Genomic DNA, 26,407 nt, shown 5'->3' on the forward strand with positions numbered 1-26,407 from the left:
ACTCTGACGCAAAACCAAGCGAGCGCTAGGCCAAAAAGCGGCGCCCGTCGTACGGCAGGTGGGGTGAGGCGATGTCGCGGCGAAACCTCGGGACGGTGCTGGCGGCGGGGAAGTCCCGGGGGAGACGGGCGGCGGTGGCGCTGGCGGTGGTGGTGGTCGCCGGGTGCGCCGCCCAGCAGGGCGGCGGGACGGCGGGCGGCGCGGTCCCGGGCGTGACCGACACCGCCGTGCGGGTCGGCGGAGTGCTGACCAAGACCTCCGCCAGCGGCTACTCCACCAAGGACGCCGAGACGGGAGCCAGGGCCAGGTTCGAGCGGGCCAACGCCGAAGGCGGCGTCAACGGCCGGAAGATCGAGTTCGTCGGCGCCGAGGACGACGGCCAGGACGCCGCCAAGGGCGACGCCGCGGCCAAGAAGCTCGTCCAGAAGGACCAGGTGTTCGCGCTGGTCCCGGTGCACGCGCCGAACTTCGGCGGGGCCGCCTTCCTGGAGCAGCAGGGCGTGCCGTGGTTCGGCTGGGCGACGGGCCCGCAGTGGTGCGGCACGAAGACCGGGTTCGGCTATAACGGCTGCCTGGCCCCCAAGCAGGGGGCGGGCTCGCAGACCTGGTGGGGCAGGCAGATGGCGGACCTGCTCGGCGGCTCCCAGGGCAAGACGGTGTACGTCCAGACGACCGACTCCAGTGGCAGCAAGTACGGCGGGACGACGATCTCGCAGTCGTTCACCGCCGCCGGCTTCACGCTGGTGGGCCTGAACTCCGGGCTGCCCGCCGCCGCGCCCCCGCCCGACTGGCTGCCGTACGTCAACAAGATCATGACCTCGGCCGGGGGCAAGGCCCCTGACGTGGTGGTCTCGGTGATCGCCGGCACCAAGTTCAACGTGGGCCTGTACTCCGCGCTCAAGCGGGCCGGATACCAGGGCACGCTCACGGACGCCACCAGCTACGACGCGGCCATCCTCAAGGACCAGGCCGGCGCCCAGGCGATGGAGGGCGTGATCGCCGCGCCGATGTTCGAGCCGTTCGAGTCGACGGCTCCGGAGATCGCCCAGCTCAAGGCGGACGTCGAGAAGGTCGCCCCCGGCACGGTGCTGACCCAGCACCTGGCGATCGGCTACTGGTCGGCCGACATCTTCCTCGACATGCTGAAGAAGACCGGCAAGGACCTGACCAGGGAGAAGTTCCTGGCCACCGGCAACGGTGACTACTCCTACGACAACGCCGGGTTCGGCAGGATCCGGTACCCCAAGGACCACAGCGAGCCGAACGGCTGCGGCGCCCTGGTCAAGCTGGAGGGCGGCGCCTTCCAGGTGGCCAAGAGCATGAAGTGCTTCGACAACGTGCCGCTCAAATGATCCTCGGCTACGTCCTCAGCGGGCTGGTCACCGGTGCGATCTTCGCGGTCATGGGCTCGGGCCTGACCCTGTCGTACGCGGCGACCGGCGTGTTCAACTTCGCCCACGGCGCCGTCGGCTTCCTGACCGCGCTGCTGTTCTACCAGCTCAACGTGGCCGTGGGGCTGCCCGCCTGGCTGTCGGCGCTGCTGGCCGTCGCGCTCTTCGCGCCCGCGCTCGGCTACGTCCTGCACCTGGCGATGTTCAGGGGGCTCACGCAGGCGGGCGAGACCGCGCAGATCGTCGCCACGATCGGCCTGACGATCGCGCTGCCCGCGCTCGGCCTGCTGGCGGTGGACCTGCTCGGGCTCCCGGCCGCGGACGCCACCGCGCTCCCACGCGGGGTCGGCCCGCACCCGGCGCTCGGCTTCGACCTGCTCGGCGCCCACCTGGACACCGACCAGCTGATCACGTTCTGCTTCGCGGCGGTGGTCGCCGCCGGTCTGTGGGCATTCGTCCGGCACACCCCGTACGGCCTGCGCATGCGGGCCGCGGTGGACCGCCGCGACCTGGCCAGGCTGCGCGGCGTGGACGTGGACGCCACCTCGGCCCTGGCCTGGATGCTCGGCTCGGGCCTGGCCGGGCTCGCCGGCGTGCTGGCCGTGCCGGTGCTGGGCCTGGACGCCACCGCGTACACCGTGCTGCTGTTCGCCTCGGCGACGGCGTCGGTGTTCGGGCGGCTGCGCTCGATCCCGTGGACGTTCGCCGCCGGGCTCGCTCTCGGCGTGGTGCAGAACCTGGTCGCCGGGTACACGGACTTCCTGCAGGAGATCACCGGGCTGCGCACCGCGGTTCCGGTGATCCTGCTGTTCGCCGGGCTGGTGCTGCTGAACCGGTCGCGCGACCGGGTGGCGGGCAGCGCGTCGGAGGACGCGCCGCCGCCCGATCACCTGTCGGGTCTGCCGCCGTGGCGCAGACGGCTGCCGTGGGCGATCGGGCTGGCGGGGCTGGCCGTCTTCACGTTCGCCGCGCCCGCGTACTACGTCGGGATCGCCGCGCAGGGCCTGGTGCTCGCGTTGATCTTCTGCTCGTTCGTCGTGGTGACCGGGATCGGCGGGATGGTCAACCTGGCGCAGGCCGCGTTCGCCTCGATGGCCGCGCTCACCTGCGGCTGGGCGTTCGCGTCCGGGTTGCCGTTCTTCCTGGCGATCGTGCTCGGAGTGCTCGCCGCCGGGGCGGTGGGCATGCTGGTGGCGCTGCCCGCGCTGCGGCTGGGCGGGCGGGTGCTCACGCTGGCGACGCTCGCTCTGGCGCTCCTCGCCGACCAGGTGCTCTTCCAGGTGGACGCGTTCAGCAACGGCACGATCGGGTGGCCGCTGCCCGCGCTCGGCTTCGGGATCGCGGACACGTCCGACCCTCGGGTGCGGGTGGTGCTGGTGCTGGCCCTCATCGGGCTTGTCGCCCTTCTGGTGAAAAATCTCGAAAAATCGGCGTCTGGACGGGCGATTCTGGCGGTCCGCTCCGCGCCCGCGGCCGCCACCACGTCCGGCCTCTCCGCGCCCCGCGCCAAGATCATGCTCTTCGCCCTGGCCTCCTGCGTAGCCGGGCTCGGCGGCGTCCTGTTCGCCATCTCCAAGGGCTCGATCACCGCGACCGACTTGCCCGCCTTCTCGGGCTTCGTCTGGCTGGCGATCGTGGTGCTCCAGGGCGTGCGCAGGATCGGCGGGGCGGTGCTGGGCGGCCTGGTCGCGGTGGCCGTCCCCGAACTCCTGGCGACCTGGGACCTCTCCGCGCACGTCGGCGCCGTCCTGTTCGGCCTGGGCGGCATGATCCTCGCCAGGCACCCTGACGGCGTCCTCACCCAGCTGGCCGAGGCCCGCCACCGCCGCAGGCCCGCCCCTCCAGCCGAGATTGTGCCCGCACCGGAGGCCCCGCCCCGCGAGGGGACGCCGCCGCTGTTCCGGCTGGAGGGCGTGGCGGCGGGCTACGCCGACTGCGCGGTCCTGCGCGGCGTCGAGCTGGACGTCCGTCCCGGCGAGGTGGTCGCGCTGCTCGGCGCGAACGGCGCGGGCAAGTCCACCGCCTGCGCCGTCGCCGCCGGGGACCTGCCCGTCACGGCGGGCCGCGTCCTGCTCGACGGCGTGGACGTCACCGCCTGGCCCGCCCACCGCAGGGCGCGCGCCGGAGTGCTGCTGGCCCCCGAAGGCAGGGGCGTCTTCCCCGGCCTGACCGTCGAGGAGAACCTGCGGACCTGGCTGGACGACCCCGCCCCCGCCTACGACCGGATGCCGCAGCTCGCCGCCCGCCGCACCGTGCTCGCGGGCGCGCTGTCCGGCGGCGAGCAGCAACTGCTCACGCTGGCCCCGGCGCTCGTCAGGCCGCCCAGGGTGCTGATCGCCGACGAGCCGTCGCTGGGCCTGGCGCCGCTCATGGTCCAGCAGGTCTTCGAGGTCTTCGCCGAGCTGCGCGAGCGCGGCGTGGCGCTGCTGCTGGTGGAGGAGAAGGCCACGGAGGCGCTGGCCCTCGCCGACCGGGTCGCGTTCATGCGGCTCGGACGGGTGATCTGGACGGGCCCCCGCGACGAGGTCGACGGCGACCGCCTGACAGCCGCCTACCTGGGGGTGACGTGATGCTCGCGGTCCAGGGCGTGTCGGTGGCGTTCGGCGGGGTCAGAGCGCTGGACGAGGTGTCGTTCGAGGTGCCGGAAGGCCAGGTCTGCGGGGTGATCGGGCCGAACGGGGCAGGCAAGACGACCCTGTTCGACGTGCTGTCGGGGCTGCGCAGGCCGAGCGCCGGGCGGGTGCGGGTGGCGGGCGAGGACCTGACGTCCGTGTCGCCGGTGAAGCGGGCCAGGGCCGGACTGCGCCGCACCTTCCAGCGGACGCAGGTGTTCGGGCGGCTCAGCGTGGCCGACAACGTCCTGGCCGCGCTCGACTGGCACGGCGGTGGCGGCGGGCTGCTCGCGGACCTCGCGGGCTGGCCGGTCAGACGCAGGCTGGAACGCGAGCGCCGGGAGCGGGCCGAGGAGGTGCTGGAGCTGTGCGGGCTCGCGGGCGTGCGCGACGCCTACGCCGCCGCGCTGCCCGTCGGCCAGCGACGGCTGGTCGAGCTGGCCCGCGCCCTCGCCGACCGCCCGGTCCTGCTGCTGCTCGACGAGCCCACCTCCGGCCTGGACGCCGACCAGACCGCCCGGCTGCGCCAGGTCGTCGCCGCCCTGGACACCACGGTCCTGCTGGTCGAGCACGACATGGGCTTCGTCATGGACACCTGCGACCGGCTCGTCGTCCTGGACCTCGGAAAGGTGATCGCGACCGGAACCCCTGCCGAGATCCGCGACGATCCGGTGGTGCGCGCCGCCTACCTCGGCTGAGAGTGACGCTCGGTGAACGACAGGATGCGCCGCCACGCGTCCTGGCACGCCTCCGCCCACTGGGAGGCGGAACGGTCGAAGAAGGAGTGCGGGGCGCCCTCGTAGACGTGCGTCTCGTGCTCGGTCCCCGCCCGGTCCAGCCTGGACGTGAACGCGTCGAACTCCTCCGGCGTGGAGACCGTGTCGGCGCCGCCAAGCAGCATCAGCACCGGCGCGCCGGGCCTGTCGGGCAGGTCCTTGAGGAAGCGGAGGGCGCCGTAGAAGCCGATGCCGCCCGCCAGGCCGTTGCCCTCGGCGGCCTGCCGCCACGACTGGGCGCCGCCGAAGCAGAAACCGACCGTGAAGACCGGGCCGGTCAGCGCCTTCGTCGCCGCCAGCGCGTCCGCGCGGACCTGGTCGTTGGTCAGCTGCGACAGGTGCTTCCCGTAGTCGAAGGAGTCGCCGCGGTCGCCCAGCCCGGCCGTCCTGCCGAAGTAGTCGATGGCGATGGCCCGGAACCCGGCCTCGGCGAAGCGGACCGCCAGGTCGCGGTAGAACGGGTGCAGGCCGCGGACGTCCGGCAGGATCACCACGCTGCGGCCGTTCGGCGAGGCGGGCTCGGCCTGGTAGGCGAGGAAGCGGTTGCCGTCGGCCGCGGTCAGCTCGATCTGCCCGTGCGACGCGGCCTCGCCCTCGATCGGCGGGGCGGGCGGCCTGCTGTCAGTGGAGTGGCACATGCTTCACAGCTTGCCCGGGGCGTCGGGGCTTGATCCAGGTACGGACAGGACCACCCTGGCAAAGACTCTCAAAGGCGTCTCACGTCAGGGCGGCTTGCAGGGGGAGGCGGTACGGCGGGGCGGGCTTTGCCGGGGCGGTCAGTGCAGCGGGCCTCTGCGGGGGCGGTCAGTATGGGGGTGCGGCGCGGAGGGTTTCCAGCAGGTGGGCGTGCACCCGGGCCACGGCCGCCCTTGCCAGGCCGCCCGAGCGGGCCGCGAGGTAGCCGGTGTTGATCGGCGGCAGTTCCGGCTCGGCCAGTGCGACGAGGGTGCCCGCGTCGAGGTCCCGTCCGCACAGGTAGGCGGGCAGGACGGAGACGCCCATCCCGGCGCGGACCGCGTTCAGCACCCCTCGCAGGTCGGGGATGACGACCTGGGCCGACATCGACGGACGCCTGCCGTACACGGTCCGCCAGTAGCGGCGGACGATGGGCAGGTCCTCCGCGTACGCGATCATGGGCGCGCCCGCCGGCCCCGATGCGGCCACCCCAGGGGCGGCGACCAGCACGAACTCCTCGTCGAACACCGGCTCGGCCTGCACGCCGCGGACGCGCGGCCTGATCGTGGAGACCACCAGGTCGAGCCGCCCGGCGGCGAGGTCGGCGAGCAGGTCGTCGGACAGGCCGAAGGTGGTGCGCAGCCGCAGCCCGTCGCGGACCAGCGGCGCGAGCAGCGGCAGGACCACCTCGCAGAGGAACTCGGCGGGCCCGCCGAGGTGCACGGACTGCTCCGACGGCAGCTCCGACTCCACCACCGCGTCCAGCGCGTCCAGCGAGGACGACACCCGGCGGGCCAGCTCGTCGGCGGCGGCCGTGGGCGCGACGCCGCGCGGCAGCCGGTCGAACAGCGGCCGGTCGAGCGCCGCCTCCAGCGCCTTGACCTGGGCGGTCACCGCGGGCTGCGACAGGCCGAGCGTCTGCGCGGCGGCCGTGATCGAGCCGGTTCTGTGGACCGCGAGGAAGGTCCTGAGCAGGTCGAGCGAGATGGGCATATCAGCATTCTGATGCCTTAGGCGATATTTCGTTATTTGTGGCTGATGGCAGGGCGCGGCGATGCTCTACGACATGACCAAGCGCATCTTGATCGCCCTGACCAGCCACGACGACCTCGGCGGGGTCCGCAGGACCGGGTACTACGTGCCCGAGGCGGCCCACCCGTGGGAGATCTTCCTCCAGGCCGGGTTCGACGTGGACGTGGCCAGCGTGCAGGGCGGCGCCCCGCCCCAGGACGGCTTCGACCCGGACGACCCCACCCAGACCGCCTTCCTCGCCGCCCTGGAGCTGAGCGGCACCCTCCGGCTGGCGGACGTGGACGCCGCCACGTACGACGCGGTGCTCTACGCCGGAGGGCACGGCACCATGTGGGACTTCCCTGACGATCCGGACGTCCGACGCCTCGGCCGTGAGATCTACGAGCGCGGCGGCGTGGTGGCGGCGGTCTGCCACGGGCCGTCCGCGCTGGTGAACCTGACCCTGTCCGACGGGTCGCACCTGGTGGCGGGCAAGCGGGTGGCGGCCTTCACCAACGCCGAGGAGAAGGCGGCGGGGCTGACGGAGGTGGTGCCGTTCCTGCTGGCCGACGCCCTCACCGAGCGCGGCGCCCGGCACGAGCCTGCGGGCGACTTCCAGGCGCAGGTGGTCGTGGACGGCCGCCTGGCCACCGGCCAGAACCCCGCCAGCGCAGCCCCACTGGCCAAGCGGGTGCTCGAACTCCTCGAACAGCCCACCTCCGAGGGCTGACTCCGGTCCCCAGGGTGGGTTTCTGACGGAGGCCGTCTCCGGAGCCCGGCCCCTCTGAGGGACGTCGTCCCGGGTGGCGGGCTCGGCCCCTCTGAGGGACCCGGTGGCGGGCTCGGACCCTCTGAGGGCCGCCGATCCCGGGGCGGGTTCGGGGCGTCGAGGAGTACGCCGGACCCGTCCTGGAAAAAGGCAGGGCATGGCGCTTCATCCCAACCTCGACCCGGAACTGAGCGCCGGGCTCGAACGGATGCCTCCGCTCACGTTCGACACGTCCGCCCTGGGGCCTGAGGGCATCGAAGCGCGCCGGACGCAGATCAACGCGTTGTACGCGGCGATGCCGCCCGTGCGCACCGACGTCTCCATCGAGGACCGCCGGGTGCCGGGTCCCCGGGGCGAGCCCGACGTCCGGGTCCGGATCTACCGACCGCCCGGTGCGTCCGAGGAGGCGCCGGGGCTCTACTGGGTCCACGGCGGCGGCATGGTCGTCGGCGCCCCCGAGTTCGACGACGCGCTCGTCAGCGGCTACGCCGAGCAGCTCGGCGCCGTGGCGGTCTCGGTCGACTACCGGCTCGCGCCCGAGCACCCCGACCCCGCCCCCGTCGAGGACTGCTACGCCGGGCTCGTCTGGACCGCCGGGAACGCCGCCGAGCTGGGCATCGACCCCGGCAGGCTGGCCATCGGCGGCATGAGCGCCGGAGGCGGGCTCGCCGCCGGCACCGCGCTCCTCGCTCGCGACAGAGGCGGCCCCGCCCTCGCCTTCCAGCTGCTCGTCTGCCCGATGCTCGACGACCGCAACATCACGCCGTCCAGCCACGAGTTCGCCGAGGCGGTGACCTGGAACAGGGCGGCCAACCTGTTCGGCTGGACCGCCCTGCTCGGCGACCGGATCAGCGGCGGCGACGTCTCGCCGTACGCGGCCCCCGCCAGGGCGGCCGACCTGTCGGGCCTGCCTCCCGCCTTCGTGGACGTGGGCGAACTCGAGGTGTTCAGGGACGAGTGCGTCGACTACGCCCAGCGGCTGGTCCAGGCCGGCGTGTCCACCGAGTTCCACCTGTACCCGGGCGCCTTCCACGGCTTCGACATCCTGATGCCTGACGCCGAGCTGAGCCGCCGGGCCGGAGCCGCCAGGATCGCCGCCCTCAAACGAGCCTTCCGCCGCTGACACCACCACACCCGTGCCACGGACGGCCCCACCGCGAACGGCCCCAGCCATGGACGCCCCAGCCACGGGCCCGCCTCCACGGGCAGCCCCGTCGTGGGCGAGCCCGCCAAGAGCGGCGCAGCCAGGGGCGGCACCGCCAAGGCTCGCCGTGACACGGGCGGCCGTGCCATCGGTGGCGGGCGAGTGGCTGCGCCGAGCGGGGCCGTGTGACGGTCGTGGGCGGGGCTGCCGCGCGGTCCTGTGCGATCCGGTGGTCGTCTGGTCAGGCTACCAAGCGTGCGCTAGGTTGGTTTTGTGGATCTCGACTTCACCAGGGCCGAGCAGGACTTCCGCGCCGAGGTCCGCGACTGGCTGGCCGCCCACAGCCCCGGCACGTTGCCGTCCATGGACACCCGTGAGGGGTTCGAGGCGCACCGCGCATGGGAGGAACTGCTCGCCGGCGCGCGGCTCTCCGCCGTCTCGTGGCCGCCCGAGTACGGCGGACGAGGCGCCTCGCTGACCGAATGGCTGATCTTCGAGGAGGAGTACTGGGCCGCCGGAGCGCCGGGACGGGTCACCCAGAACGGCATCTTCCTGCTGGCCCCGACGCTGATGAGGTTCGGCACCGAGGAGCAGCGGCGGCGCTGGCTGCCCGGGATGGCCCAGGCCCGCGAGGTGTGGGCGCAGGCGTGGTCCGAGCCCGAGGCCGGTAGCGATCTGGCCGCGCTCACGTCCCGCGCCGAACGGGTGGACGGCGGGTGGTTGCTGCACGGCCAGAAGACCTGGAGCTCGCGGGCCGCCTACGCCTCCCACGGCTTCGGCCTGTTCAGGACGTCCGGCACCCGGCACAAGGGGCTGACGTACTTCCTGTTCCCCCTGGACGAGGTGGCCGTGCGGCCGATCGCCCAGCTCGACGGCCTGCCCGGCTTCGCCGAGCTGTTCTTCGACGGCGTGTTCGTCCCGGACTCGATGGTGCTCGGCGAGGTCGGGGAGGGGTGGCGGGTCGCCATGGCCACCACCTCGTCGGAACGCGGCCTCACCCTGCGCAGCCCCGGACGCTTCCTCGCCACCGCCGACCGGCTCGTCCACCTGGCCAGGGACGCCGCCCCCGTCCTCGCCGACCCCGTCCTCGCCGACAGGGCCGCGCGGTGCTGGATCGACGCCGAGGCGTACCGGCTGCACACCTTCGCCACCGCCCGCCGGATCGAGGCGGGGGAGGAGATCGGCTCGGCGGCCAGCATGGGCAAGGTCTTCTGGTCCGAGCTGGACGTGCGCATGCACACCCTGGCCATGGACCTGCTCGGCGACCGCGCAGCCGAGACGCCCTGGTTCGACGGGTTCCTGTTCTCCCTCGCCGGGCCGATCTACGCGGGAACCAATGAGATCCAGCGGAACATCATCGCCGAACGCGTCCTGGGGTTGCCTCGATGAACTTCGCCTTCACCGATGACCAGCTCGCCCTCGCCTCCACCGTGCGGGACGTCCTGCGCGCCCACTGCCCGCCCTCGGCGCTCCGCACCGAGCGGCTGCCCGCCTGGGACCGGCTGGCCGAGGTGGGGTTCTTCGCGATGCTCGTCCCGCCCGAGAACGACGGGCTGGGGCTGCGGCTGATCGACGCGCTGCCCGCGCTGGAGGAGACCGGGCGGGCCTGCCTGCCCGGGCCCGTCGTGGAGACCGCCGTGGCCGCGCCGTACCTGCTGGAGGGGGCGCCCAAGCTGGCGTCGGGGGCGGTCCGCGTCGCCGTACTGCCTCCCGGGCAGACGTACGCGCCGGACGCCGACCTGGCCGACCTGCTGGTGGTGGCCCGCGGGAACCGGCTGCACCTGCTGCCAAGGGAGGCGGTGCGGCTCACGCCCCGTCTCGGCGCCGACCCGTGTAGGAGACTCTTCGAGGTCTCCTTCAGCGACGCCATGGAACCGGCCGTCCCGGCATCACACGGCGCCACAGCGGCGGACGTCCCAGTGTTGCGCAGGGCCACCGTCGCGACCGCCGCCCAGCTCATCGGGGTCGCTCGGGAGCTGCTCGCCGTCTCCGTGGCGCACGCCCGCACCCGGACGCAGTTCGGCGCGCCGATCGGCTCCTTCCAGGCCGTCAAGCACCAGCTCGCGAACGTGGCCGTGGCCATCGAGTTCGCCGCCCCGCTCGTCCACCGCGCCGCTCTCTCCCTGGACGCCGCCGACGCCCTCTCGGCGGAACCCACACAGGCCGCGGAGGCGGTGGACGGTCGGGATCGGGACGTCAGCGCCGCCAAGGCCGCCTCGGGAGACGCGGCCGTGCTCGCGGCCCGGACGGCGCTGCAGGTCCACGGGGCGATCGGCTATACGGACGAGCTCGACCTGCGTTTCTGGCTGGCCAGAGCCTGGTCCCTCTCCGACGCCTACGGAAGCACCGCCGCGCACCGCGCCCGCCTGCGCGCCGCCATCCTCGACGGCCCGCCGCGGCGGTATCCATGAAGTTCGGCGTGCCCCTCGGGCTGCTCCACCCGGCCGCGTGGAAGGACGTCGCGGTGGCGGCCGACGAGCTGGGGTTCGAGTCGGTCTGGGTGCCCGAGCATCTCGTCTTCGCCACCGACCTGTCGCTCGCCACCTACCCGGGCACGTCGAAGCCGGGCATCAAGCCGACGACGCCGCTGTTCGACGCGCCCGCCTACCTGTGCTGGCTGGCCGGGCTCACCACCAGGGTCCGGCTCGGCACCGCGGTGCACCTGCTCGCCCTGCGGCACCCGTTCGTCTCGGCCCGCGCCTTCGCCACCCTCGACGTGGTTTCGTCCGGGCGGGCGGTGTGCGGGGTGGGCGCGGGCTGGTACCGCGGCGAGTGGGACGCTGCCGAACTGGACTTCGACGGCCGCGGAGCCCGGCTGGACGAGGCCATCGAGGTGGTCAGGCGGCTGTGGAGCGAACCGGTGGTGGCCCATTCCGGGCGGTTCTACTCCTTCCCGGAGGTCGCCTTCGAGCCGAAGCCCGTCCAGCATCGCCTGCCGATCCTGGCGGGAGGCGAGTCGCCGGCGGCTCTGCGGCGGGCGGCCCGGCTGTGCGACGGCTGGATCAGCATGCCCCACACCCTGGAGTCGGTCGCGCCCCAGCTCGCCCGCCTGGCGGCGCTGCGGGGCTCACGTCGGCTGCGGGTGACCGTGCACGCGTACGCGCTGGCGTCGCCGGAGGAGGTGCCGCTCTGGGAGGCGCTCGGGGTGGACCGGCTGATCGTCCGCCCTTGGGCCCGGGGCCGCGACGCCGTCGCCGGTCTGACGTCCTTCGCCGCGGACTACGGCCTCACCACGCGATGACCAGCCCGCCGGACCGACTCCCCACGGTCTCCCCACGGTGGCTGATTCGTACAAGACGCCTGGTCACGCGTCCCGGCAGGATGGACGCGTGAACATCGACCTTTCCACGGCGGCCGACTTCATGGCCACGCACGCGCGTGTCCTGGACCGTCGCCGTTTCGAGTTGCTGATGGACCGGACCGATCCTGCGGCGACCCTGGCCGCCCTGGACGGATACCGCAACCCCGACGGCGGCTACGGCTGGGGCCTGGAGCCTGATCTCCGCTCGCCGGAGAGCCAGCCCGGGGCCGCGCTGCACGCGTTCGAGGTGTTCGAGGACATCGCCCCGGCCACCGCCCCGCAGGCCGCCGCGCTGTGCGACTGGCTGGAGTCGGTGACGCTGCCCGACGGGGGCGTGCCGTTCGCGCTGCCCCTGACCGTCACCGCGGGCACCGCCCCCTGGTGGCAGGGCGCCGACTCCACGGTGTCGGCGTTGCAGATCACCTCGGTCACCGCGGCCGCCGCCCACCGGGTCGCGGCCCACGACCCGGCCGTCGCCGCTCATCCCTGGCTGGAGCGGGCCACCCGCTACTGCCTGGACGTGATCGAGGCGATCGACCGGGCGCCCCACGCGTACGTGCTGGCCTTCGCAGTGCGTTTCCTGGACGCCGTGCACGACACCCACCCGGAGGCTGCCGGCCTCCTCCGCCGTCTCGGCGAGTACGTCCCCGCCGACGGCCGCGTACAGGTCGAGGGCGGCACCGAGGACGAGACGCTGCACCCGCTCGACTTCGCCCCCGACCCCGGCCGCCCGGCGCGGGACCTGTTCACCCCGGAGGTGATCTCCGCCGACCTCGACCGCCTGGCCGCCCTCCAGCAGGCGGACGGCGGCTGGACCGTCGACTACGCCACGATCTCGCCCGCCGGCTCCCTGGACTGGCGCGGCCACACCACCGTGCGCGCGATAGACATCCTCCGCCGGAACGCCAGGATCCCGGCGGCGTAGTACCCACCGCCACGGAGATCGACCGGCCGAGTCGCCAGGCCGACTCCCGCCAAGCGAACGACTGGGGGTTGTCGGATCCTGGACCGACTACGAGGGCGTCCCTGACCCGCGGTCGGGTGCGCCGCGGGGCGTGACCACGTGAGAGGGACGGCAGCCGGGTCGGCCGTGGTCGTCAGGGTTCGGGCCGAGTGTGCCGGAGGGGGTTCGGGTGTCTTGTCGGCCCGTCGATCCGGCCGAGGTTGCGTGACCATCGGGGAGCGTTCTTGTACACGATGTCGAACGCGACGACCTCGCCCCAACCTCCGTTGGCGAGAATCTCGATCAGCCAGGTCCAGGCGAACATGATGTCGATCGTCAGGATCGACTTTGTGACCGTGGCGGGTGACTGCTCATCCAGGTGAGCTTCGACGAGGTAGACGTTCGCTGCGTCCTTCGGGACCTTGGTCGTCAAGCCGTTGATCACGACGTTGACTTTCCGGGTCTCCGGGCGCTGGGGGGTTGAAGCGTCCATGTCTGGACGCTATGAACGATCGTTCCCGGGGGTCCACGATGTTGCTCGATGTTCCTCGTGGACCCCGAGAAACCTGCCGGTCCGTCACTCCTTTCCGATCCACTTCCGCCGCGCCGACGCGAACAGCTCCTGTGCCTCGGCCCCGTAGACGGCCGACTCGGACAGCGTCTGGAACGCCTTCTCGTACAGCACGACGTCCCCGGGTGCCTTGACGCGGACCTGCCCGGGAACCGTGTCCACCCGGACCTGTTCGGTGTCGTAGATCCAGAAGTTCTCCGGCGGCCAGATCCCCGTCTCAGCCCGCCAGACGACCACGCCCAGGCTGACGTTCGCCCGGCGGGACACCTCCGTGAGCCTGTCCATCTGGCCGGCCATGTCGCCGGGTGCGCAGAACGGTGTGTGGAGTGCCTGCTCCCCGATCAGGAACGCGAACCGGCGCGTCCCGGCCGTGATCACCTCTTGCTGTTTCATGCGTGCTTGGACGGCCCTGTCGACGTCGTCCGGGATGCCCCTGAAGTTGACGATCAGCGACAGGTGGCCGCGTGCGTACGCCTCGGTCTGGATCAGTCCGGGGATCGCGCTGTGCTGGAAGACCCGGAACTGGTTGGTCCGCTCGTATAAGGGGAGGAACGAGCGCTGCACGTGGCCGATGCCGGTCTCTTCGAGGCGACGCCATTCGGTGTAGAAGGTGTTGATGTTCCGGACGTTGGCGATGAGATCGACGATGTGGGATTCCGCGTCGCAGATCCGGCACCATTCGCGGACGTCGACTTCTGTGGGGAGTTGCTTGTTGTTCTCCAGTTTGGAGACCTTGGAGAAATGCCATCCGGCCTGTTGTGCCAGGTCGCGGCCGGTGAGTCCGGCCATGTTGCGGATCTCTCTGAGTCGGGCCGCGAGAATGCCCTGCGCTTCGTCCAAGCGTTGCTGGAGGGTGGCCATGGTGGGGTGACCTTCGTGTTAGACGTACGGTCAGCTTTTTGGCCACCATAACGCCGTAGTTGCGATTTGTCCCTTGATGTTGCGTGGTTCTTATACGGACTTAAGGGCGATTCTGATGGTTTTTCGGGCTCCTATGTGAAATGTCGGGCGCAAGCTTGTTGGTCGCCTGGCGCGGTTTGTGCGGGCGCGCCGCCGGGCGATCGGGCACCACCAAAGCCGCCGCACGAGAGCGGCTGAGCCCGACCCGGCGTGCTGCGTCCGGGGCGTTCGGGCGCGCTGCGCCTGCCCGCGTGCGGATCGTCCGATTCCGGTCGCGGGCGTCGGCTGGGAGGTGTCAGGCGCGGTGGCGGCCTCGGCGGGAGCCTGGCGTTCGTTGCCTCGGGCGGGTGGGGGCGGGTGGGGTGTCACCTCTGTCGAGCCCCGCGCCCGCGGCCACCAGTGTGCCGTCGCGGTCGTCGGCGGCGGTCGTGTAGGTGCGTCGGCTGAAGAGGTCGGCGACGCCGATGGGATCGTCCCCGCCGGGGCGCGTCAGACGCGGTTCCCGGCGAGGCAGCGGCTGGAGGGACGCTGCCGGGATGGGGGAGGTGAGCAGCGGGGCGTCCGAGGTGAGGGTGCGGCGGCTTCTCGGGGTGGTGTCCTGCGCGGGCCCGGGTGAGGCGGACGCCTGCCCGCGGTGACGGCGGCCGCGTGGCGCGGTGTCGTGGGTGAATGCGTCGGGGTGGTTCGTGTCGCCGGATGCCGGGCGGTGGCGGCGGCCACGCAGGGGCGCCTCCGGGTGTCCGTGCGGCGCTTCGGAACGGCCGTACGGTGTGTCCTGCCGGTCTGGCCGGTTGTAGGGCGTCTCGGGGCGTCCGTGCAGCGTTTCCGAGCGGCTGTAGGGCCTGTCCGGGTGGCCGATGGACATCTCCGAGCGGCTGTAGGGCGTTTCCGGGTGGGCGTTCGGCGTCTCCGCGCGGCCGTACAGGGCGTCCGCGCGTCCGCGCAGGAGGGGGCGGGACGTCGCGTCGGCCGGGTGGTCCCGGCGGCGGCGCCTGCCGTGGTACGCGCCGGTGGAAGGCTCGACGCGGATGTCCCGGCGCGGCTGCGGGACGTGTTCGTGGCGGGGGGACGGTCTCGCGGGCCGGGCGAAGGCGTCGAACGGGCTCGTCGCCTCGGGGATGGCGATCGCCTCCACGGCGGCCAGAAGCTGCCGCACGTCGGGGATGGCGCTCCCCGCCAGGAGCCGCCTGATGTCGGGGGCGGCACTTCCGGCCAGGGATCGCCTGGTGTCGGGACGGGCGGTCGCCGTCGTGACGCTGATGTCGGGGGTGGCGGTCGCCGTCGTGAGGCTGAGGGTGGGGGTGGCGAGCGCGGGCGTGAGCTGTTCGGCGGCGGGGCTGGTGATCGCGGCCGTCCGGGACGTCGCGGCGGGGGCGGAGCGAGGCTTGCGGCGAGCGCGGGTGGCGGGCTTCGGGGCGGGGGAGGCCGCCGCTGCCGCCGGACGGAGCCGGAGCTGCCTGGTCTTCGCCACGGCCAGGACGGCGAGCGCCGCTACCAGGGCCGAGCCGATCAGGGCCGGAGAGCCGAGGGACGCTGCCGGGGCCGGGGCGGAGGCGGTGGTCACCTGGGGGAGAGGCTCGGCGGTGATCGCCTGGGTGTCCGCGGTGGCCGGCTTGGCGTGTTTGCCCTTCTTGGCGGGCGTCGCCTTCGTGGTGGCCCCGCTGGTGGGCCCGGTGGTGGGTGCGACGGTGGGCGTGGAGCCGGTCGTCGGCTTGGCGACGGCGGGCGCGGGTGCCTGCTGCGCGTTGTTCGCGTGCTTGGGCCGGACGGCGAGGGGAGCGCCCTGTTCGACGTGCGGGATCAAGGAGCTGAGGCTGTCCTGGGCGCCGTCGCCGGTGCTCGCCTTGGCGGACGTGGCCGCCGCCTCGTCCAACCGCTTCTGGGCGGCCTCCTCGTCGAGGCGGGCCTTGATCCGGTCGGGGTAGCCGTAGCCGACGACCTTGCTGGTGTCGCGCTCCTTGCGCTTGGCGACGCCGCCGTCGATGTTGCCCTCGATCGTGAAGATCTTGTTGCCCTGGACCTTGGTCACGACGCCGACGTGGTCGATCTTGTCGATGTCGTTGGAGCCGCTCCAGTCGTAGAAGACGAAGGCACCGGGTTTGGGGGTGTGGCCCCACGCGCCCTGGGCCTTGAACCACTTGGCGTGGCTGACCGTCCAGGCGAACTGGCCGATCCAGTCCTCGTAGCCGAGCTTGTGCGCGGCCCACGAGAGGTACATGTCACACCAAGGGGCCGAGCTGTAGTCGGCGTCGAACTCGACGTTGCTGCCGTACCAGTGGCCGAACTTGGTGTACGCACCGGCCTTCTCGGAGTAGCCGAGCTCGCTCTCGAGGAGGTCGATGAACTTCTGCATCTCTGGCGTCATGGACGTGTTGAGGAACCCTTCCGGGCAAGATCGGATTTATCCACGCATGTAGGGGTACCGAGGGCACTCTGGGGCAGGTGTGACAACTCCGAAGGCCTGTAGTCTTCCGCGACGAACGGCGGCTACCGTGACAAAAGGGCAGGTCAAACCCAGCGTCAAGTAAGCCCCCCGTGTGTCGCGTAGTGCAAAGACCTGGCCAAGAGCTTGCCAGAAATGTCCATACTAGGATGCTTAAAGGTAAAAAGATCTACCCGTGTCGTGGTTTAAGCGCCGTGTCCACGATGGGTGAGGCCCGTCCTACAGTCCGTGAGCCTGTGCGTCGAGTCAGGCCGTGAGAACGCTACGGACGGGCTTCCAGAAGACGGACGATCTCGGCGTGGCCGGTGCCGAGATGCCGCTCAGAACGGAGATCGCCGTCGCTGTCGCGCACCTCGGCCACGACCCGCACGTCGCCCCCTTCGGACCTCTCGCGGCGGACGGTGATCCGCGCCCCCTGAGGGGCGTACTCGGTGGCCTGCGCGAGCACCTCGGCCTCGATGTCGCGGCCCGCATACTCCCTGGCGAGGTCGACGGGGCGCCGGCCATGGTCGTCGGCCGCCGCGGGGTCCGCTCCGTGCTCGAGGAGTGTCCTGACCACGGCCGTGGCGCCGTGCTCGGCGGCGCGCGACAGGGCGGTGCGGCCGAAGGAGTCACGGACGTCGGGGTCGGCGCCTCGGTCGAGCAGCGCTTTCACGACGGCCAGGTGCTCGCACGCGGCCGCCCAGTGCAGAGCGGCCATGGCGGTCCTCGTGACGTCCTCTCGCCGGTCGGGGTCGGCGCCGGCGTCGAGCAGGGCGAGCGCCACCTCGAGGTGCCCCCACGACGCGGCGGCGCACAGGGGCAGCCCCTCGCTGTCGCCCTCGCTCTCCCTGTCGGGATCGGCGCCGGCCGCCAGCACCATGCGCACGATGCCCGCGTCCCCATGTACGGCGGCCCGGTAGAGGGCGGTGCTGCCGTACTCGTCGGGCTCGTCCGGGGACACGCCGCCGTCCAGCAGTCGCCTGACTGCCGCGGCGTCCCCGAGCGCGGCCGCGGACACGAGCTCACTTCCCGTCATACGGCCCAGTTTGTACGGCAGAGGGCCGGATGGCCCACCGGTTTTCGCCGAGCAGGCCGCTCAGCCGTGGCGAGGTTCAGTAGCCGGCGCCGGTCAGGAGGCCGCCGTCCACGGTGAACTCGCTGCCCGTGCAGTAGCTGGAACGGTCGGAGGCGAGGAAGGCCACCACGTGCGAGACCTCCACCGGCTTGGCGAAGCGCTTGATGACCATGGACTTGACGAACGCCTCGGCGTCCACCTCGGCCATCAGCTCCGGGTTCAGGGCCATCGAGGTGTTGATCGCGCCGGGGTGCACGGAGTTGACGCGGATCTTGGACGGCGCCAGCTCGCGGGCCGCCGACTTGGTGATGCCACGGATGGCGAACTTCGAGGCGGCGTACGCGGACAGGCCCTCGGCCCCGATGAAGCCCTCGATGGAGGAGATGTTGACGATCGAGCCGCGACCGGCCGCCCGCATGGGGGCGATCGCGGCCTTGATGCCGAGCCAGGCGCCCTTCAGGTTCACGTTGATCACCTGGTCGAACTCGTGGGGAGACATCTCCTCAATACGCCGAAATTTCAGGATCCCGGCGTTGTTGACCAGGACGTCGAGTTTGCCGTGTGTTTCGGTGGCCGTCCTGACGGCGCGGTCCCAGTCGTCCTGGCTGGTCACGTCGTGGTGGACGTAGGTCGCCCCCGTCTCGTCCGCCAGCGCCTTGCCCTCCTCGTCCAGGACGTCCCCGAACACCACTCTGGCGCCCTCCTGGAGGAACAGCCGCACGTGCGCCTCGCCCATCCCCCGGGCCCCGCCCGTGACCAGCGCGACCTTGCCGTCAAGCAGCCCCATCGATGCCTCCGTGGTATCGCTGACCGGCGGCGACCGCCACCGCGGCCGCCTCCATGCTCCGGTAGACCGGGACGCCCGAGGTCGAGACGATCGCCCGGACCTCGTCCTCGACGCCCGGCGGCGCGCACTCGCCGTTCCTGGTGACCAGCGTGATCCTGGTGCCCGGCAGCCCGTCCTGCGCCGCGGCCAGCCGCCGCGCGTACTCCAGCAGCGGTTCCGCGGACGTCCCGTAGGTGAAGAAGCTCTGCACGTTGACGTGCGCCACCACGTCCGGGTAGGGCCAGTGGCCGACGATCGCCGCGATCGCCCGCTCCACCAGGTCGGCCCGCCCTCGCGGCCCCACGGGCACCTCCAGGGGGTTGGCCAGCGAGCTGCCCGCGCCCAGCCCGAGGCCGCGCAGCGCGTCGAGCGCCTCGCCGGGCAGCGGGTCCAGGCGCAGCCCCGCGCGGTCGAACGCGTCGGCGGCCAGCACACTCGCGCCGCCGCTCGGCCCGATCACCAGGACGCCCGTCCCGGCGACGGTCGGCCGCCGCCCGTGGGCCTGGAAGAAGCCGAGCACGCCGATCAGGTCGTCCTGGCCGGTCACCAGGGTTGCACCGGTCTGGTCGGCCAGCGCCTGCCAGACCCGCGCGTCGCTCACCATCCCGCCGGTGTGGGAGGCGGCCGCCCGCCTGCCCTGCCCGCTGCGCCCGCCGACCAGCAGCACCACGGGCAGGGACGTGGCCGAGAGCGCCTCGAACAGCGCCCGCCCGTCGCGCGGATCCTCCAGGTACAGCCCGACGACTCGGGTCTCGGCGTCCTCCGACAGCCAGCCGAGCAGCTCGGCGGGTGTGACGTCGGCCGCGTTCCCCACGGTCGCGACCCGGCTGAACGTCAGCCCCCGCCGCTCGCCGACCTTGATGACCTCTCCGGCCAGCCCGCCGCTCTGGGAGACCAGCGCCACGGTCCCCGCCGCGCCCACGCCGCCGCCGACGAACGTCTGCCGCCCTCGGGGGCAGTACACGCCCATGCAGTTGGGGCCGAGCAACCGGGTCCCCGCCTCGCGGGCCGCCGCGAGGAGCCGCCGTTCCAGCTCGGGACGTCCCGACTCGGCGAACCCGCCGCTCATCACCTGCGTGAACGGCACCCCGGCGGCCTGCCGCACGACCTCGGCGCACCGCTCCGCGGGGACCGCGACGAGCGCGTAGTCGACGTCGGCCTCGGCCAGGGTCGGCACCGCGGGCACGCCGCCGACCTCGTCCGCCTCGGGATGCACCGCCACGACGGGCATACCGGCGGCCCGGTAGAACTCCAGGAACATGTTCCCGAAGTTCGGCCTGCTCGTGGACGCCCCGACGACGGCCACGGCCTTCGGCTCGAACAGCGCCCCGAAGTCCGTCCGGCGGGCGGGGGCGGGCCCGGGCGTGTCGCCGGGGAGGTACCGGGCGTCCACCGCGACGACCCCGGAACCGGTGGCGATGACCGGGTTCATCTCGAACTCGCCCAGGTCCAGCCGCTCCCAGAGCCCGCCGGGGCCGCCGACCGTCATGAGCAGCTTGACGAGCGCGTCCACGTCCACGGCGGGGCCGCCCCGGTGGCCGTGCAGGAGAGGAGCCCCGCGCAGCGACTCCAGCATCCGGCGCGCGCCCGTCTCCGAGATCGGGCACAGGCGCAGGGCCGTGTCACGCAGCGCCTCCGTCCACACCCCGCCGAGCCCGGCGAGCAGCACCGGCCCGAACCCGGGATCACGCACCAGGCCGACGATCAGCTCCACGCCGGGTGCCGCCTGCTCCTCCACCAGGAACCCGTCGGCCGCGACGCCCCGGGCCTCCAGCGCGGCGCGCATCTCGGCGACCGCCGCGGGGACGTCCGCCCGGGTCAGGCCGAGCCGCACCGCCCCGACGTCGGACTTGTGCACCAGACCCGGCCCGAACGCCTTGAGCACCAGAGGCTCCGCCAGGTCGGCCGGCGGGGCGACGTCCGGGACGCGCAGCACGACCCCGCGCGGCACCGGCACCCCCGCCTCCCGCAGGAGCGCCTTCGCCTCGTGCTCGGTCACGGCCTTCACGGCGCCAACAGGTGGCCGTGCAGCTCGCGGATCTCGCGTCTCAGCAGCTTGCCCGGCCCGCCGGAGGCGTCGGCGGAGTGGGGGAGCGCGTCGGTCACGACGATGCGGTCGGGCCGCTGGTGCGGCGGCAGCCTGTCGGCCAGGGCCAGCGCCAGCTTGGACGGGTCGAGCGGGTGCCCGGAACGCGCCACCACCGCCAGCAGGACGCGCTGCTCGGCCGCCTCCTGACCCTCCTCGTGCGCCGGGACGCCGACCGCCCCCGCCTCCGCCACGCCGTCCACCGCCAGGGCCGCCTCCTCGATGGTCACCGGCTGCGTCCAGACGCCCGACCTGAGGATCGCGTCCTCCCGGCGGCCCAGCACCCGCAGGACGCCGTCGGGGGAGAGCGTCCCCAGGTCGCCGCCCACGTACCAGTCGCCGCGCAGCACCTCGGCCGTCTTGTCGGGCAGGCCGTCGTAGCCGGTCATGCGGTGCGGGCCCGCCAGGTTGATCTCGCCGACCTCGTCGACGACCCGGCGTCCCGACGGGTCCGTGACGCGGACCGCGTTGCCCGTGCGCGCCCTGCCGGACGAGCCGAGCGGGGTGGAGCCGTCGTCCACCCGGCCCATGCAGGTGTAGGGGGCCTCGGTCTGGCCGTAGTAGGAGTACACGCCCGCTTCCGGCAGACGGGCCTTGATCCGGTCGAGCATGGCGGACGTCAGCGGCTCGCCGCCGAGCATGATGACCCGGATCGACGACAGGTCCACCCCTTCGTGCTCGGACGAGCCCAGCAGCGCCGCGTAGAACGACGGGATCTGCGACACGTGCGTGACCCGCTCCCTGGGCACCACCCGCAGGAAGTTGGCCGGGCCCCAGTCCTGCTCCAGCACCAGCCGCATGCCCCCGTACAGGGCCGGACCGACGATCGCGGGGAAGCCGATGCCCCAGATGATCGCGCCGGTGCCGAACACCGGGTCGGGGCCGCGCGGCACGTCCAGCCAGATGCGGGCGGTCGCCAGCGACGAGGCGTGCGTGTGGACGACCGCCTTGGGCAGTCCGGTCGTCCCGGACGTGTAGTAGAGGGCCAGTGGATCGTCGTGGAAGCCCCGCAGCGGCGGCTCCTCCTCGGACGCCTCCGAGGCCAGCGCGTCGAGGTCGACGGAGTCCGCGCCGGGGCCGCCGACCTTGATCCAGGTGGTGACGCCCGGCAGCGACGGCCTGATCGAGGCCACCGCCTGCTCCACCGTCGAGTCGTAGACGAACGCCGTGCAGCCCGACTGCTCGACGACCCCGCGCAGGGTCTCCACCGGCCAGTACGGGTTCAGCGCCGCGGTGACCGCGCCCACCTTCGCCTGCGCCAGGTACACCTGCGCCACGTGCAGCGTCTCGTTGAGCAGCGCCGCCACCCGCGTGCCCGGCGTGACGCCCGCCGCGAGCAGCGCGTGCGCGCGGCGGTTGACGGCCCGGTTCAGCTCGTCGTAGGTGAAGCTCCGCTCGCCGCAGTACGTCAGCGCCACCCGGTCGGGGCTGCGCATCGCGCCGGCGGTCAGGATCGCGTGGCCGTAGTTGCCGTAGGGCATCGGAGCGCCTCCGAATCAGCGGGGTGAATAGAGCACGAAGACGTTTCCTGACGGGTCGCGCAGCACGGCTCGCGTTTCGTGCGGCCCGTCCTCGGGCGCCCGCACCACCTCGGCGCCCCGCGCAGACAGCTCGCCCACGGCTCGCGCCACGTCCTCCACCTTGTACGAGACCGCGACGGCGGCGGTGACGTGCTCGGCGGGGCCGGCCAGCGCCACCGTGACGCCGCCGCCGTCCAGGGCGGCGAACCTGTCGCCGTCGCGGAACTTCACCGGCAGGCCGTAGAACGCGATCGCCTGGTCCAGGTCGGCGACCGGGATCAGCACGTTGCCGAGTCTCATGCGGGCCTCCAGTGCGGTAGGTCGTCCACGAACGTCACCCGCACCGGCAGGCCGATGCGTACCTCTTCCGGGGGGCACCCCACGACGTGCCCGAACGCCCGCGCCCCCTCCGGCAGGTCCACCCAGGCGGCCACGTACGGCTCGCGTCCCCGGTACTCGGGGACGAACGAGCGGTGCACCACGGTGAACGTGTGCACCACCCCCTCGCCGGACACGGGCTCGAAGATCGGCTCGCCGCCGCACCACGGGCACTCGGCCGCGGGCAGGTGGACCCGCCGGTCGCAGGACGCGCAGCGCTGGATGACCAGCTCGCCGCGCCTGCAGGCGGCCCAGTAGGCAGAGGTGTCACCGCTCATCGTTAGCCAAGCTAGCGCACGCTTGGTTAGCCGACAAGAGCGCTACTCGTCGGGCGCCGCGCCTTCCGGAGACGGGCTTCCAGGCGCCGGCGCGCGGGCCGCCGTGGCCGAGGGGCCGACCGCCGCCGGCGTCCCGGCGTCGCCGGGCTCCGATGCCGTCGCATGGGGCTCCGAGAGGGGCGTCGACGGGTGCTTCGCGGTGGTAGGGGCGGACGTGCTTCCCGTGGGGAGATCGGTGGGCGACGGTGTCGGGCAGGAGGGGCCCGCAACCTCGACCTCGCTCACCTGGGGGCCGTTGGCCGCCGCCGGCTCCGTCAGGACGACGAGGCCGAAGTGGGCGCGCCTGCCGCACGGCACGGCGCCGAGGTCGCGCAGGACGGTGTCGGTGTAGGCGGTGTTCCCGGCCAGCGTGCGGGCCTCGTGGGCGACCGTCCTGGCGGGTCCGTCGTCGTCGCGGCGGGTGAAGGAGACCTGCAGCCGCACCGGGCCGGGGCCGTCGGCGGCGACCCGCACCGCGCCCGCCGAGCCGCTCCACTGCACGATGCTCGCCGACTGGACCGCCGGACTGGGGGCCGCGCGGGCGCTCAGCGGACCGGTGGGAACCGGCGCGGACGTCCTCGGCACGGGTGGCGGCGTCGTGGGATCGGCTCTCGTGGGACCGGTCGGGCGCGCGCTCGTGCGGGCGCTCGTGCGCGGGCTCGTGGGCGTGCGGGTTGCGGCGTCCGGCGTGGTGGGGGCCGGCGTGGTGGGGGTCGGCTCGGTGGTCTCGGGAGGCGGCATCAGGACGGTGCCGGGGCCGGGCGGCAGGCGTCCGCCGGACGCGAGTAGGGCGATCATGACGGTCGCCACGGTCGCGCCCGCGATCCACAGGTGCGGCGGCAGCCTCGGCACCCTGACCCGGTCGCGCGCCCTGGCGGGGGCGTCGGCCGTGGCGTCCGGCTTGGCCAGCGGGAAGCGCAGGGCGAGCAGCGTCGCCAGTTCCCCCAGGTGGCGGCGTCCGCGCTGCTCCCAGTCGGGGCCGTACCCCGCGACCGCGTCCTCCTCCAGCTCGGCCGCGAACTGCCTGGCCGAGGCGTACCTGGCCGCCGGGTCCTTGGCCAGCCCGCGCTTGAGCAGGTCGCGCAGCGCGTCGGGGACGACCTCCAGCGGCACCGGCTCCATCAGGTGCTGGTCGCGCAGGGCCAGGGCGCCGTCCGCCCGGTACGGCGGCCGTCCCTTGACGGCCTCGAACAGCACGCAGGCCGCCGCGTACAGGTCGGCGGGCGGGCCAGATGTCCGTTGTGTCCATAGTTCTGGGGACATGTACGGCGGGCTTCCTGCGGGCACTCCCGGCTCCTCCGCGTGCACCACCACGCCGAAGTCGGCCAGCTTGCTCGCTCCGTCGGCCTGCACCAGGACGTTCTCCGGCTTGACGTCGCGGTGCGGCACCCCCTTGTCGTGGGCGGCGGCCAGGGCGAGCAGCGTCGCCTTCAGCACGGTCAGCGCTGCTTCGGGGCTGGTCCTGCCGTGCTCGGCGAGCAGGGTGCGCAGCGACACGCCGTCGACCAGCTCCGTCACCACGGCCGCCCTGGTGGGGGTCTCGACGTACTCGTAGAGCTTGACCACGTGAGGGTCGTCGAGCTCGACGAGGGTGTGGGTGTCGGCCCGGAAGCGGTCCATGAACTCGGCGTCCCTGCGGAGGGTGGCGTTCAGGTACTTGATCGCCACGTAGGCGCCGGTGGTCTCGTAGGTGGCGAGGAAGACGCGGCCGGTGCGGCCGGCGCCGAGCTGGCGTACTTCGCGGTAACCAGGGACCAAGTCCAACCCCCATCGCGCGGCCGTCTTCCGTTCGACGGTCTCACCCGGGGTTCCGGTTGTCACTAGTCCCGAAATTTCCCCACCACGAAACTGGCCGCGTGGCCGCCAGGCGGGTTGGCGTGCGGTCGTCGTGATCGCGGCGGCTCGGGGTGATATGCTCGCATTCACCAAGCAAGCGCTCGGCTAAATGGAGGTGCCCGGTGGGGCGTGCGGCCGTGCTGGTCATGGAGATGCAGCGGGGCGTGATCGGCGACCTCACGAAATTTCCGGACCTGGTGGACGCCTGTGCTCGGCACGACGTGGTCGCCCACACCGCCGCGCTCCTCCAGGCGGCCCGTGCGGCGGGCCTCCCGGTGATCCACTGCACCGCCGCCTTCCGCGCCGACCGCGCAGGCTCGTACACCGACAACTGCCCGTTCATCACCGCCCTGCTGAGAGACCCCGCGCACATGCTGGAAGGCACGCCCGCCGTCGACGTCCTGCCCGAACTCTGGGACGGCTCCGACCTGGAGAGCAGACGCCACCACGGCTTCTCCCCCTTCACCGGCACCCCGCTCGACATGACCCTGCGTTCGCTCGGGGTCTCCACGGTGGTGGCGGTCGGCGTGTCGCTCAACCTCGGCATCCCCGGGCTCGCCCTGGAGGCGGTCAACCTGGGCTACCGGGTCACGGTGGTGACGGACGCGGTCGCGGGGATCCCGGAGGACTACGCGCAGGCGGTCCTGAAACACACCCTCAGCCTCCTGGCCACCCGCACCACCACCGCGCAACTGATCGACGAGTGGAAGGCAGGCCACTGACGGGAATCCGCCGGGCCGCCCGGCGTGCGCCGAGGAGGGGATGAGTGCTGGACGGAGCGGTGCCGCAGGAGCAGGGCCGGCGGCGCGCTGCCTTGGCGCGGTGCCGATGGAACAGAGCTGGGCTGATGGAACAGGGCCGATAACGCGCTGCCTTGGCGCGGTGCTGGTGGACGCGCAGTGGAGAGGTGCTGATGGAAGGGCGCGAGGCGAGGTCAGCGTGGGGGAGGGCCGGGCGTTGATGGAGGGGTTGCGGCTCGACGGGCGGGTGGCCGTGGTGACCGGGGCAGCGGGTGCGATCGGCACGGCCATCGCCACGGACCTCGTCGCACTCGGCGCCCGGGTGATCATCGCCGACGTGGACCTGGCAGGCGCAGAGAAGACAGCCGCCGCCTTGACCGGAACAGGTCCGACCGGTGGGGAGGAAGGGGCTGCTCCGGCCGGCGGGGTGGGCGGGACCGGTTCGGCTGGTGGGCTCGCGCCTGGCTCAGGGGTGACGGGGAGCATCGGTGAGGTGGGCGTGGCGGTGGCGATGGGGGTGGATCTGACGTCGCCGGGCTCGATAGCGGAGTTCTGCGCGGCCGTCGGGCGAGCCGACATCTGCGTCCACAACGCGGGGGTCTCCGTCGTCGAGCCGTTCGTCGACAGCGATCCGGCCAGCTGGGACCTCATGTGGCAGGTCAACCTGCGGGGACCGATGCTGATGACCAAGCTGCTCCTGCCCGGCATGCTGGAGCGGGGCTGGGGGCGGCTGGTGTTCATCTCCTCCGACGGGGCACGGGCGGGGTCGGGCGGGGAGGGCGCGTACGCCGCCACCAAGGCGGGGCTGTTCGGGCTGGCCAAGACGCTGGCCCGCGAGGCGGCGAGGGGGAACGTCACCGCGAACGTGGTCTGCCCGGGGCCCACCGACACGCCGATGCTGCGCCGCGTCTCCGCCGCAGAACCGGGGCTGGTGGAGAAGATCGTCCGGGGCGTCCCGCTGCGCCGCCTCGGGACGCCCGCCGACGTGGCGGGCCTGGTCGCCTACCTCTGCACGGACCGCGCCGCCTACCTCACCGGCCAGACCCTGTCGGTGAGCGGCGGCGTGACAATGCACTGAACGCCATGCCGGACACCGCCCAACCGGCCGCCA

The 26,407-nt window shown here is 72.8% G+C and carries 23 protein-coding genes; 11 read left to right on the forward strand and 12 right to left on the reverse strand.

Annotated features, from left to right (window positions below; all coding sequences use genetic code 11):
- Positions 1-71: 71 nt before the first annotated feature.
- Genes ABT294_RS11545 through ABT294_RS11555 form a run of 3 tightly spaced genes read left to right on the forward strand, consistent with a single transcriptional unit; the run spans position 72 to position 4,701 of the window.
- Positions 72-1,352 carry an ABC transporter substrate-binding protein gene (locus tag ABT294_RS11545; RefSeq protein ID WP_350805241.1) on the forward strand — a complete coding sequence of 427 codons (1,281 nt, stop codon included), beginning with the start codon at positions 72-74 and terminating at the stop codon, positions 1,350-1,352.
- Positions 1,349-3,961 (forward strand): ABC transporter permease subunit, encoded by a 2,613-nt coding sequence (locus tag ABT294_RS11550; RefSeq protein ID WP_350805243.1) that lies wholly within the window; start codon positions 1,349-1,351, stop codon positions 3,959-3,961. Before ABT294_RS11545 ends, ABT294_RS11550 begins: the two co-directional genes overlap by 4 nt.
- Complete coding sequence (locus ABT294_RS11555; RefSeq protein WP_350805244.1) at positions 3,961-4,701, forward strand: ABC transporter ATP-binding protein; 741 nt, start codon at positions 3,961-3,963, stop codon at positions 4,699-4,701. Before ABT294_RS11550 ends, ABT294_RS11555 begins: the two co-directional genes overlap by 1 nt.
- On the opposite strand, the gene ABT294_RS11560 is transcribed toward ABT294_RS11555, so the two are convergent.
- Entirely contained in the window at positions 4,689-5,417 is a 729-nt protein-coding gene (locus tag ABT294_RS11560) for a dienelactone hydrolase family protein (RefSeq protein WP_350805246.1), read from the reverse strand. The genes ABT294_RS11555 and ABT294_RS11560 overlap by 13 nt on opposite strands.
- Positions 5,418-5,583: 166 nt before the next feature.
- Entirely contained in the window at positions 5,584-6,447 is an 864-nt protein-coding gene (locus tag ABT294_RS11565) for a LysR family transcriptional regulator (protein ID WP_350805247.1), read from the reverse strand.
- Positions 6,448-6,520: 73 nt separating this feature from the next.
- Between ABT294_RS11565 and ABT294_RS11570 the strand changes: the two genes are divergently transcribed.
- From ABT294_RS11570 to ABT294_RS11595, 6 genes are all read left to right on the forward strand, one after another.
- Positions 6,521-7,195, forward strand: a complete 675-nt coding sequence (locus tag ABT294_RS11570; RefSeq protein ID WP_350805248.1) for a type 1 glutamine amidotransferase domain-containing protein — start codon at positions 6,521-6,523, stop codon at positions 7,193-7,195.
- A 196-nt stretch (positions 7,196-7,391) separates the two neighbouring features.
- A complete protein-coding gene (locus tag ABT294_RS11575) occupies positions 7,392-8,357 on the forward strand; it encodes an alpha/beta hydrolase (protein ID WP_350805250.1) in 966 nt (321 codons plus the stop codon).
- 294 nt (positions 8,358-8,651) lie between these two features.
- The gene (locus ABT294_RS11580) at positions 8,652-9,767 is read left to right on the forward strand and encodes an acyl-CoA dehydrogenase family protein (protein ID WP_350805251.1); all 1,116 of its coding nucleotides are present in this window, start codon (positions 8,652-8,654) and stop codon (positions 9,765-9,767) included.
- Complete coding sequence (locus ABT294_RS11585) at positions 9,764-10,789, forward strand: acyl-CoA dehydrogenase family protein (protein WP_350805253.1); 1,026 nt, start codon at positions 9,764-9,766, stop codon at positions 10,787-10,789. Before ABT294_RS11580 ends, ABT294_RS11585 begins: the two co-directional genes overlap by 4 nt.
- The gene (locus tag ABT294_RS11590) at positions 10,786-11,619 is read left to right on the forward strand and encodes a TIGR03619 family F420-dependent LLM class oxidoreductase (RefSeq protein WP_350805256.1); all 834 of its coding nucleotides are present in this window, start codon (positions 10,786-10,788) and stop codon (positions 11,617-11,619) included. The genes ABT294_RS11585 and ABT294_RS11590 overlap by 4 nt, the downstream gene beginning before the upstream one ends.
- A gap of 88 nt (positions 11,620-11,707) precedes the next feature.
- Positions 11,708-12,604 (forward strand): hypothetical protein, encoded by an 897-nt coding sequence (locus ABT294_RS11595; RefSeq protein WP_350805257.1) that lies wholly within the window; start codon positions 11,708-11,710, stop codon positions 12,602-12,604.
- Positions 12,605-12,776: 172 nt separating this feature from the next.
- Here ABT294_RS11595 and ABT294_RS11600 read toward each other — a convergent pair whose 3' ends face one another.
- The 10 genes from ABT294_RS11600 to ABT294_RS11645 all read right to left on the reverse strand — a co-directional run bounded on the left by ABT294_RS11600 (position 12,777) and on the right by ABT294_RS11645 (position 24,478).
- On the reverse strand, positions 12,777-13,115 hold the full coding sequence (locus ABT294_RS11600; RefSeq protein WP_350805259.1) for a hypothetical protein: 339 nt from the start codon (positions 13,113-13,115) through the stop codon (positions 12,777-12,779).
- Between the two features lie 84 nt (positions 13,116-13,199).
- Positions 13,200-14,054: a helix-turn-helix domain-containing protein gene (locus tag ABT294_RS11605; protein ID WP_350805260.1), complete on the reverse strand. Its 855-nt coding sequence runs from the start codon at positions 14,052-14,054 to the stop codon at positions 13,200-13,202.
- Between the two features lie 334 nt (positions 14,055-14,388).
- Entirely contained in the window at positions 14,389-16,446 is a 2,058-nt protein-coding gene (locus tag ABT294_RS11610) for a CHAP domain-containing protein (protein ID WP_350805261.1), read from the reverse strand.
- A gap of 352 nt (positions 16,447-16,798) precedes the next feature.
- Positions 16,799-17,554 carry an ankyrin repeat domain-containing protein gene (locus ABT294_RS11615; RefSeq protein WP_350805263.1) on the reverse strand — a complete coding sequence of 252 codons (756 nt, stop codon included), beginning with the start codon at positions 17,552-17,554 and terminating at the stop codon, positions 16,799-16,801.
- A 76-nt stretch (positions 17,555-17,630) separates the two neighbouring features.
- Positions 17,631-18,380: a glucose 1-dehydrogenase gene (locus ABT294_RS11620; protein WP_350805264.1), complete on the reverse strand. Its 750-nt coding sequence runs from the start codon at positions 18,378-18,380 to the stop codon at positions 17,631-17,633.
- On the reverse strand, positions 18,367-20,427 hold the full coding sequence (locus tag ABT294_RS11625) for an acetate--CoA ligase family protein (protein WP_502912014.1): 2,061 nt from the start codon (positions 20,425-20,427) through the stop codon (positions 18,367-18,369). Before ABT294_RS11625 ends, ABT294_RS11620 begins: the two co-directional genes overlap by 14 nt.
- On the reverse strand, positions 20,424-21,986 hold the full coding sequence (locus ABT294_RS11630) for a class I adenylate-forming enzyme family protein (protein ID WP_350805266.1): 1,563 nt from the start codon (positions 21,984-21,986) through the stop codon (positions 20,424-20,426). The genes ABT294_RS11625 and ABT294_RS11630 overlap by 4 nt, the downstream gene beginning before the upstream one ends.
- A 15-nt stretch (positions 21,987-22,001) precedes the next feature.
- Complete coding sequence (locus ABT294_RS11635) at positions 22,002-22,325, reverse strand: VOC family protein (RefSeq protein ID WP_350805267.1); 324 nt, start codon at positions 22,323-22,325, stop codon at positions 22,002-22,004.
- Positions 22,322-22,681 carry a Zn-ribbon domain-containing OB-fold protein gene (locus ABT294_RS11640; protein ID WP_350805268.1) on the reverse strand — a complete coding sequence of 120 codons (360 nt, stop codon included), beginning with the start codon at positions 22,679-22,681 and terminating at the stop codon, positions 22,322-22,324. The genes ABT294_RS11635 and ABT294_RS11640 overlap by 4 nt, the downstream gene beginning before the upstream one ends.
- Positions 22,682-22,723: 42 nt before the next feature.
- Positions 22,724-24,478: a serine/threonine protein kinase gene (locus ABT294_RS11645; protein WP_350805270.1), complete on the reverse strand. Its 1,755-nt coding sequence runs from the start codon at positions 24,476-24,478 to the stop codon at positions 22,724-22,726.
- A gap of 200 nt (positions 24,479-24,678) precedes the next feature.
- Here ABT294_RS11645 and ABT294_RS11650 point away from each other — a divergent pair, with 200 nt between their 5' ends.
- On the forward strand, positions 24,679-25,278 hold the full coding sequence (locus ABT294_RS11650) for an isochorismatase family protein (RefSeq protein WP_350805271.1): 600 nt from the start codon (positions 24,679-24,681) through the stop codon (positions 25,276-25,278).
- Positions 25,279-25,516: 238 nt separating this feature from the next.
- A complete protein-coding gene (locus ABT294_RS11655) occupies positions 25,517-26,374 on the forward strand; it encodes an SDR family NAD(P)-dependent oxidoreductase (RefSeq protein ID WP_350805691.1) in 858 nt (285 codons plus the stop codon).
- Positions 26,375-26,407 lie beyond the last annotated feature (33 nt).

The sequence above is a fragment of the Nonomuraea sp. NPDC000554 genome (genome assembly GCF_040300065.1).
Classification (GTDB): Bacteria; Actinomycetota; Actinomycetes; order Streptosporangiales; family Streptosporangiaceae; genus Nonomuraea.

What these genes read in the sequence shown, in the direction of transcription:
- ABT294_RS11575 (WP_350805250.1), top strand. Translation starts at nt 7,392, where the DNA reads ATGGCGCTTCATCCCAACCTCGACCCGGAACTGAGCGCCGGGCTCGAA.
- ABT294_RS11600 (WP_350805259.1), bottom strand. Translation starts at nt 13,115, where the DNA reads ATGGACGCTTCAACCCCCCAGCGCCCGGAGACCCGGAAAGTCAACGTC.
- ABT294_RS11545 (WP_350805241.1), top strand. Translation starts at nt 72, where the DNA reads ATGTCGCGGCGAAACCTCGGGACGGTGCTGGCGGCGGGGAAGTCCCGG.
- ABT294_RS11635 (WP_350805267.1), bottom strand. Translation starts at nt 22,325, where the DNA reads ATGAGACTCGGCAACGTGCTGATCCCGGTCGCCGACCTGGACCAGGCG.
- ABT294_RS11560 (WP_350805246.1), bottom strand. Translation starts at nt 5,417, where the DNA reads ATGTGCCACTCCACTGACAGCAGGCCGCCCGCCCCGCCGATCGAGGGC.
- ABT294_RS11550 (WP_350805243.1), top strand. Translation starts at nt 1,349, where the DNA reads ATGATCCTCGGCTACGTCCTCAGCGGGCTGGTCACCGGTGCGATCTTC.
- ABT294_RS11590 (WP_350805256.1), top strand. Translation starts at nt 10,786, where the DNA reads ATGAAGTTCGGCGTGCCCCTCGGGCTGCTCCACCCGGCCGCGTGGAAG.
- ABT294_RS11555 (WP_350805244.1), top strand. Translation starts at nt 3,961, where the DNA reads ATGCTCGCGGTCCAGGGCGTGTCGGTGGCGTTCGGCGGGGTCAGAGCG.
- ABT294_RS11630 (WP_350805266.1), bottom strand. Translation starts at nt 21,986, where the DNA reads ATGCCCTACGGCAACTACGGCCACGCGATCCTGACCGCCGGCGCGATG.
- ABT294_RS11570 (WP_350805248.1), top strand. Translation starts at nt 6,521, where the DNA reads ATGACCAAGCGCATCTTGATCGCCCTGACCAGCCACGACGACCTCGGC.
- ABT294_RS11565 (WP_350805247.1), bottom strand. Translation starts at nt 6,447, where the DNA reads ATGCCCATCTCGCTCGACCTGCTCAGGACCTTCCTCGCGGTCCACAGA.
- ABT294_RS11655 (WP_350805691.1), top strand. Translation starts at nt 25,517, where the DNA reads ATGGAGGGGTTGCGGCTCGACGGGCGGGTGGCCGTGGTGACCGGGGCA.
- ABT294_RS11585 (WP_350805253.1), top strand. Translation starts at nt 9,764, where the DNA reads ATGAACTTCGCCTTCACCGATGACCAGCTCGCCCTCGCCTCCACCGTG.
- ABT294_RS11610 (WP_350805261.1), bottom strand. Translation starts at nt 16,446, where the DNA reads ATGCAGAAGTTCATCGACCTCCTCGAGAGCGAGCTCGGCTACTCCGAG.
- ABT294_RS11640 (WP_350805268.1), bottom strand. Translation starts at nt 22,681, where the DNA reads ATGAGCGGTGACACCTCTGCCTACTGGGCCGCCTGCAGGCGCGGCGAG.
- ABT294_RS11605 (WP_350805260.1), bottom strand. Translation starts at nt 14,054, where the DNA reads ATGGCCACCCTCCAGCAACGCTTGGACGAAGCGCAGGGCATTCTCGCG.
- ABT294_RS11620 (WP_350805264.1), bottom strand. Translation starts at nt 18,380, where the DNA reads ATGGGGCTGCTTGACGGCAAGGTCGCGCTGGTCACGGGCGGGGCCCGG.
- ABT294_RS11615 (WP_350805263.1), bottom strand. Translation starts at nt 17,554, where the DNA reads ATGACGGGAAGTGAGCTCGTGTCCGCGGCCGCGCTCGGGGACGCCGCG.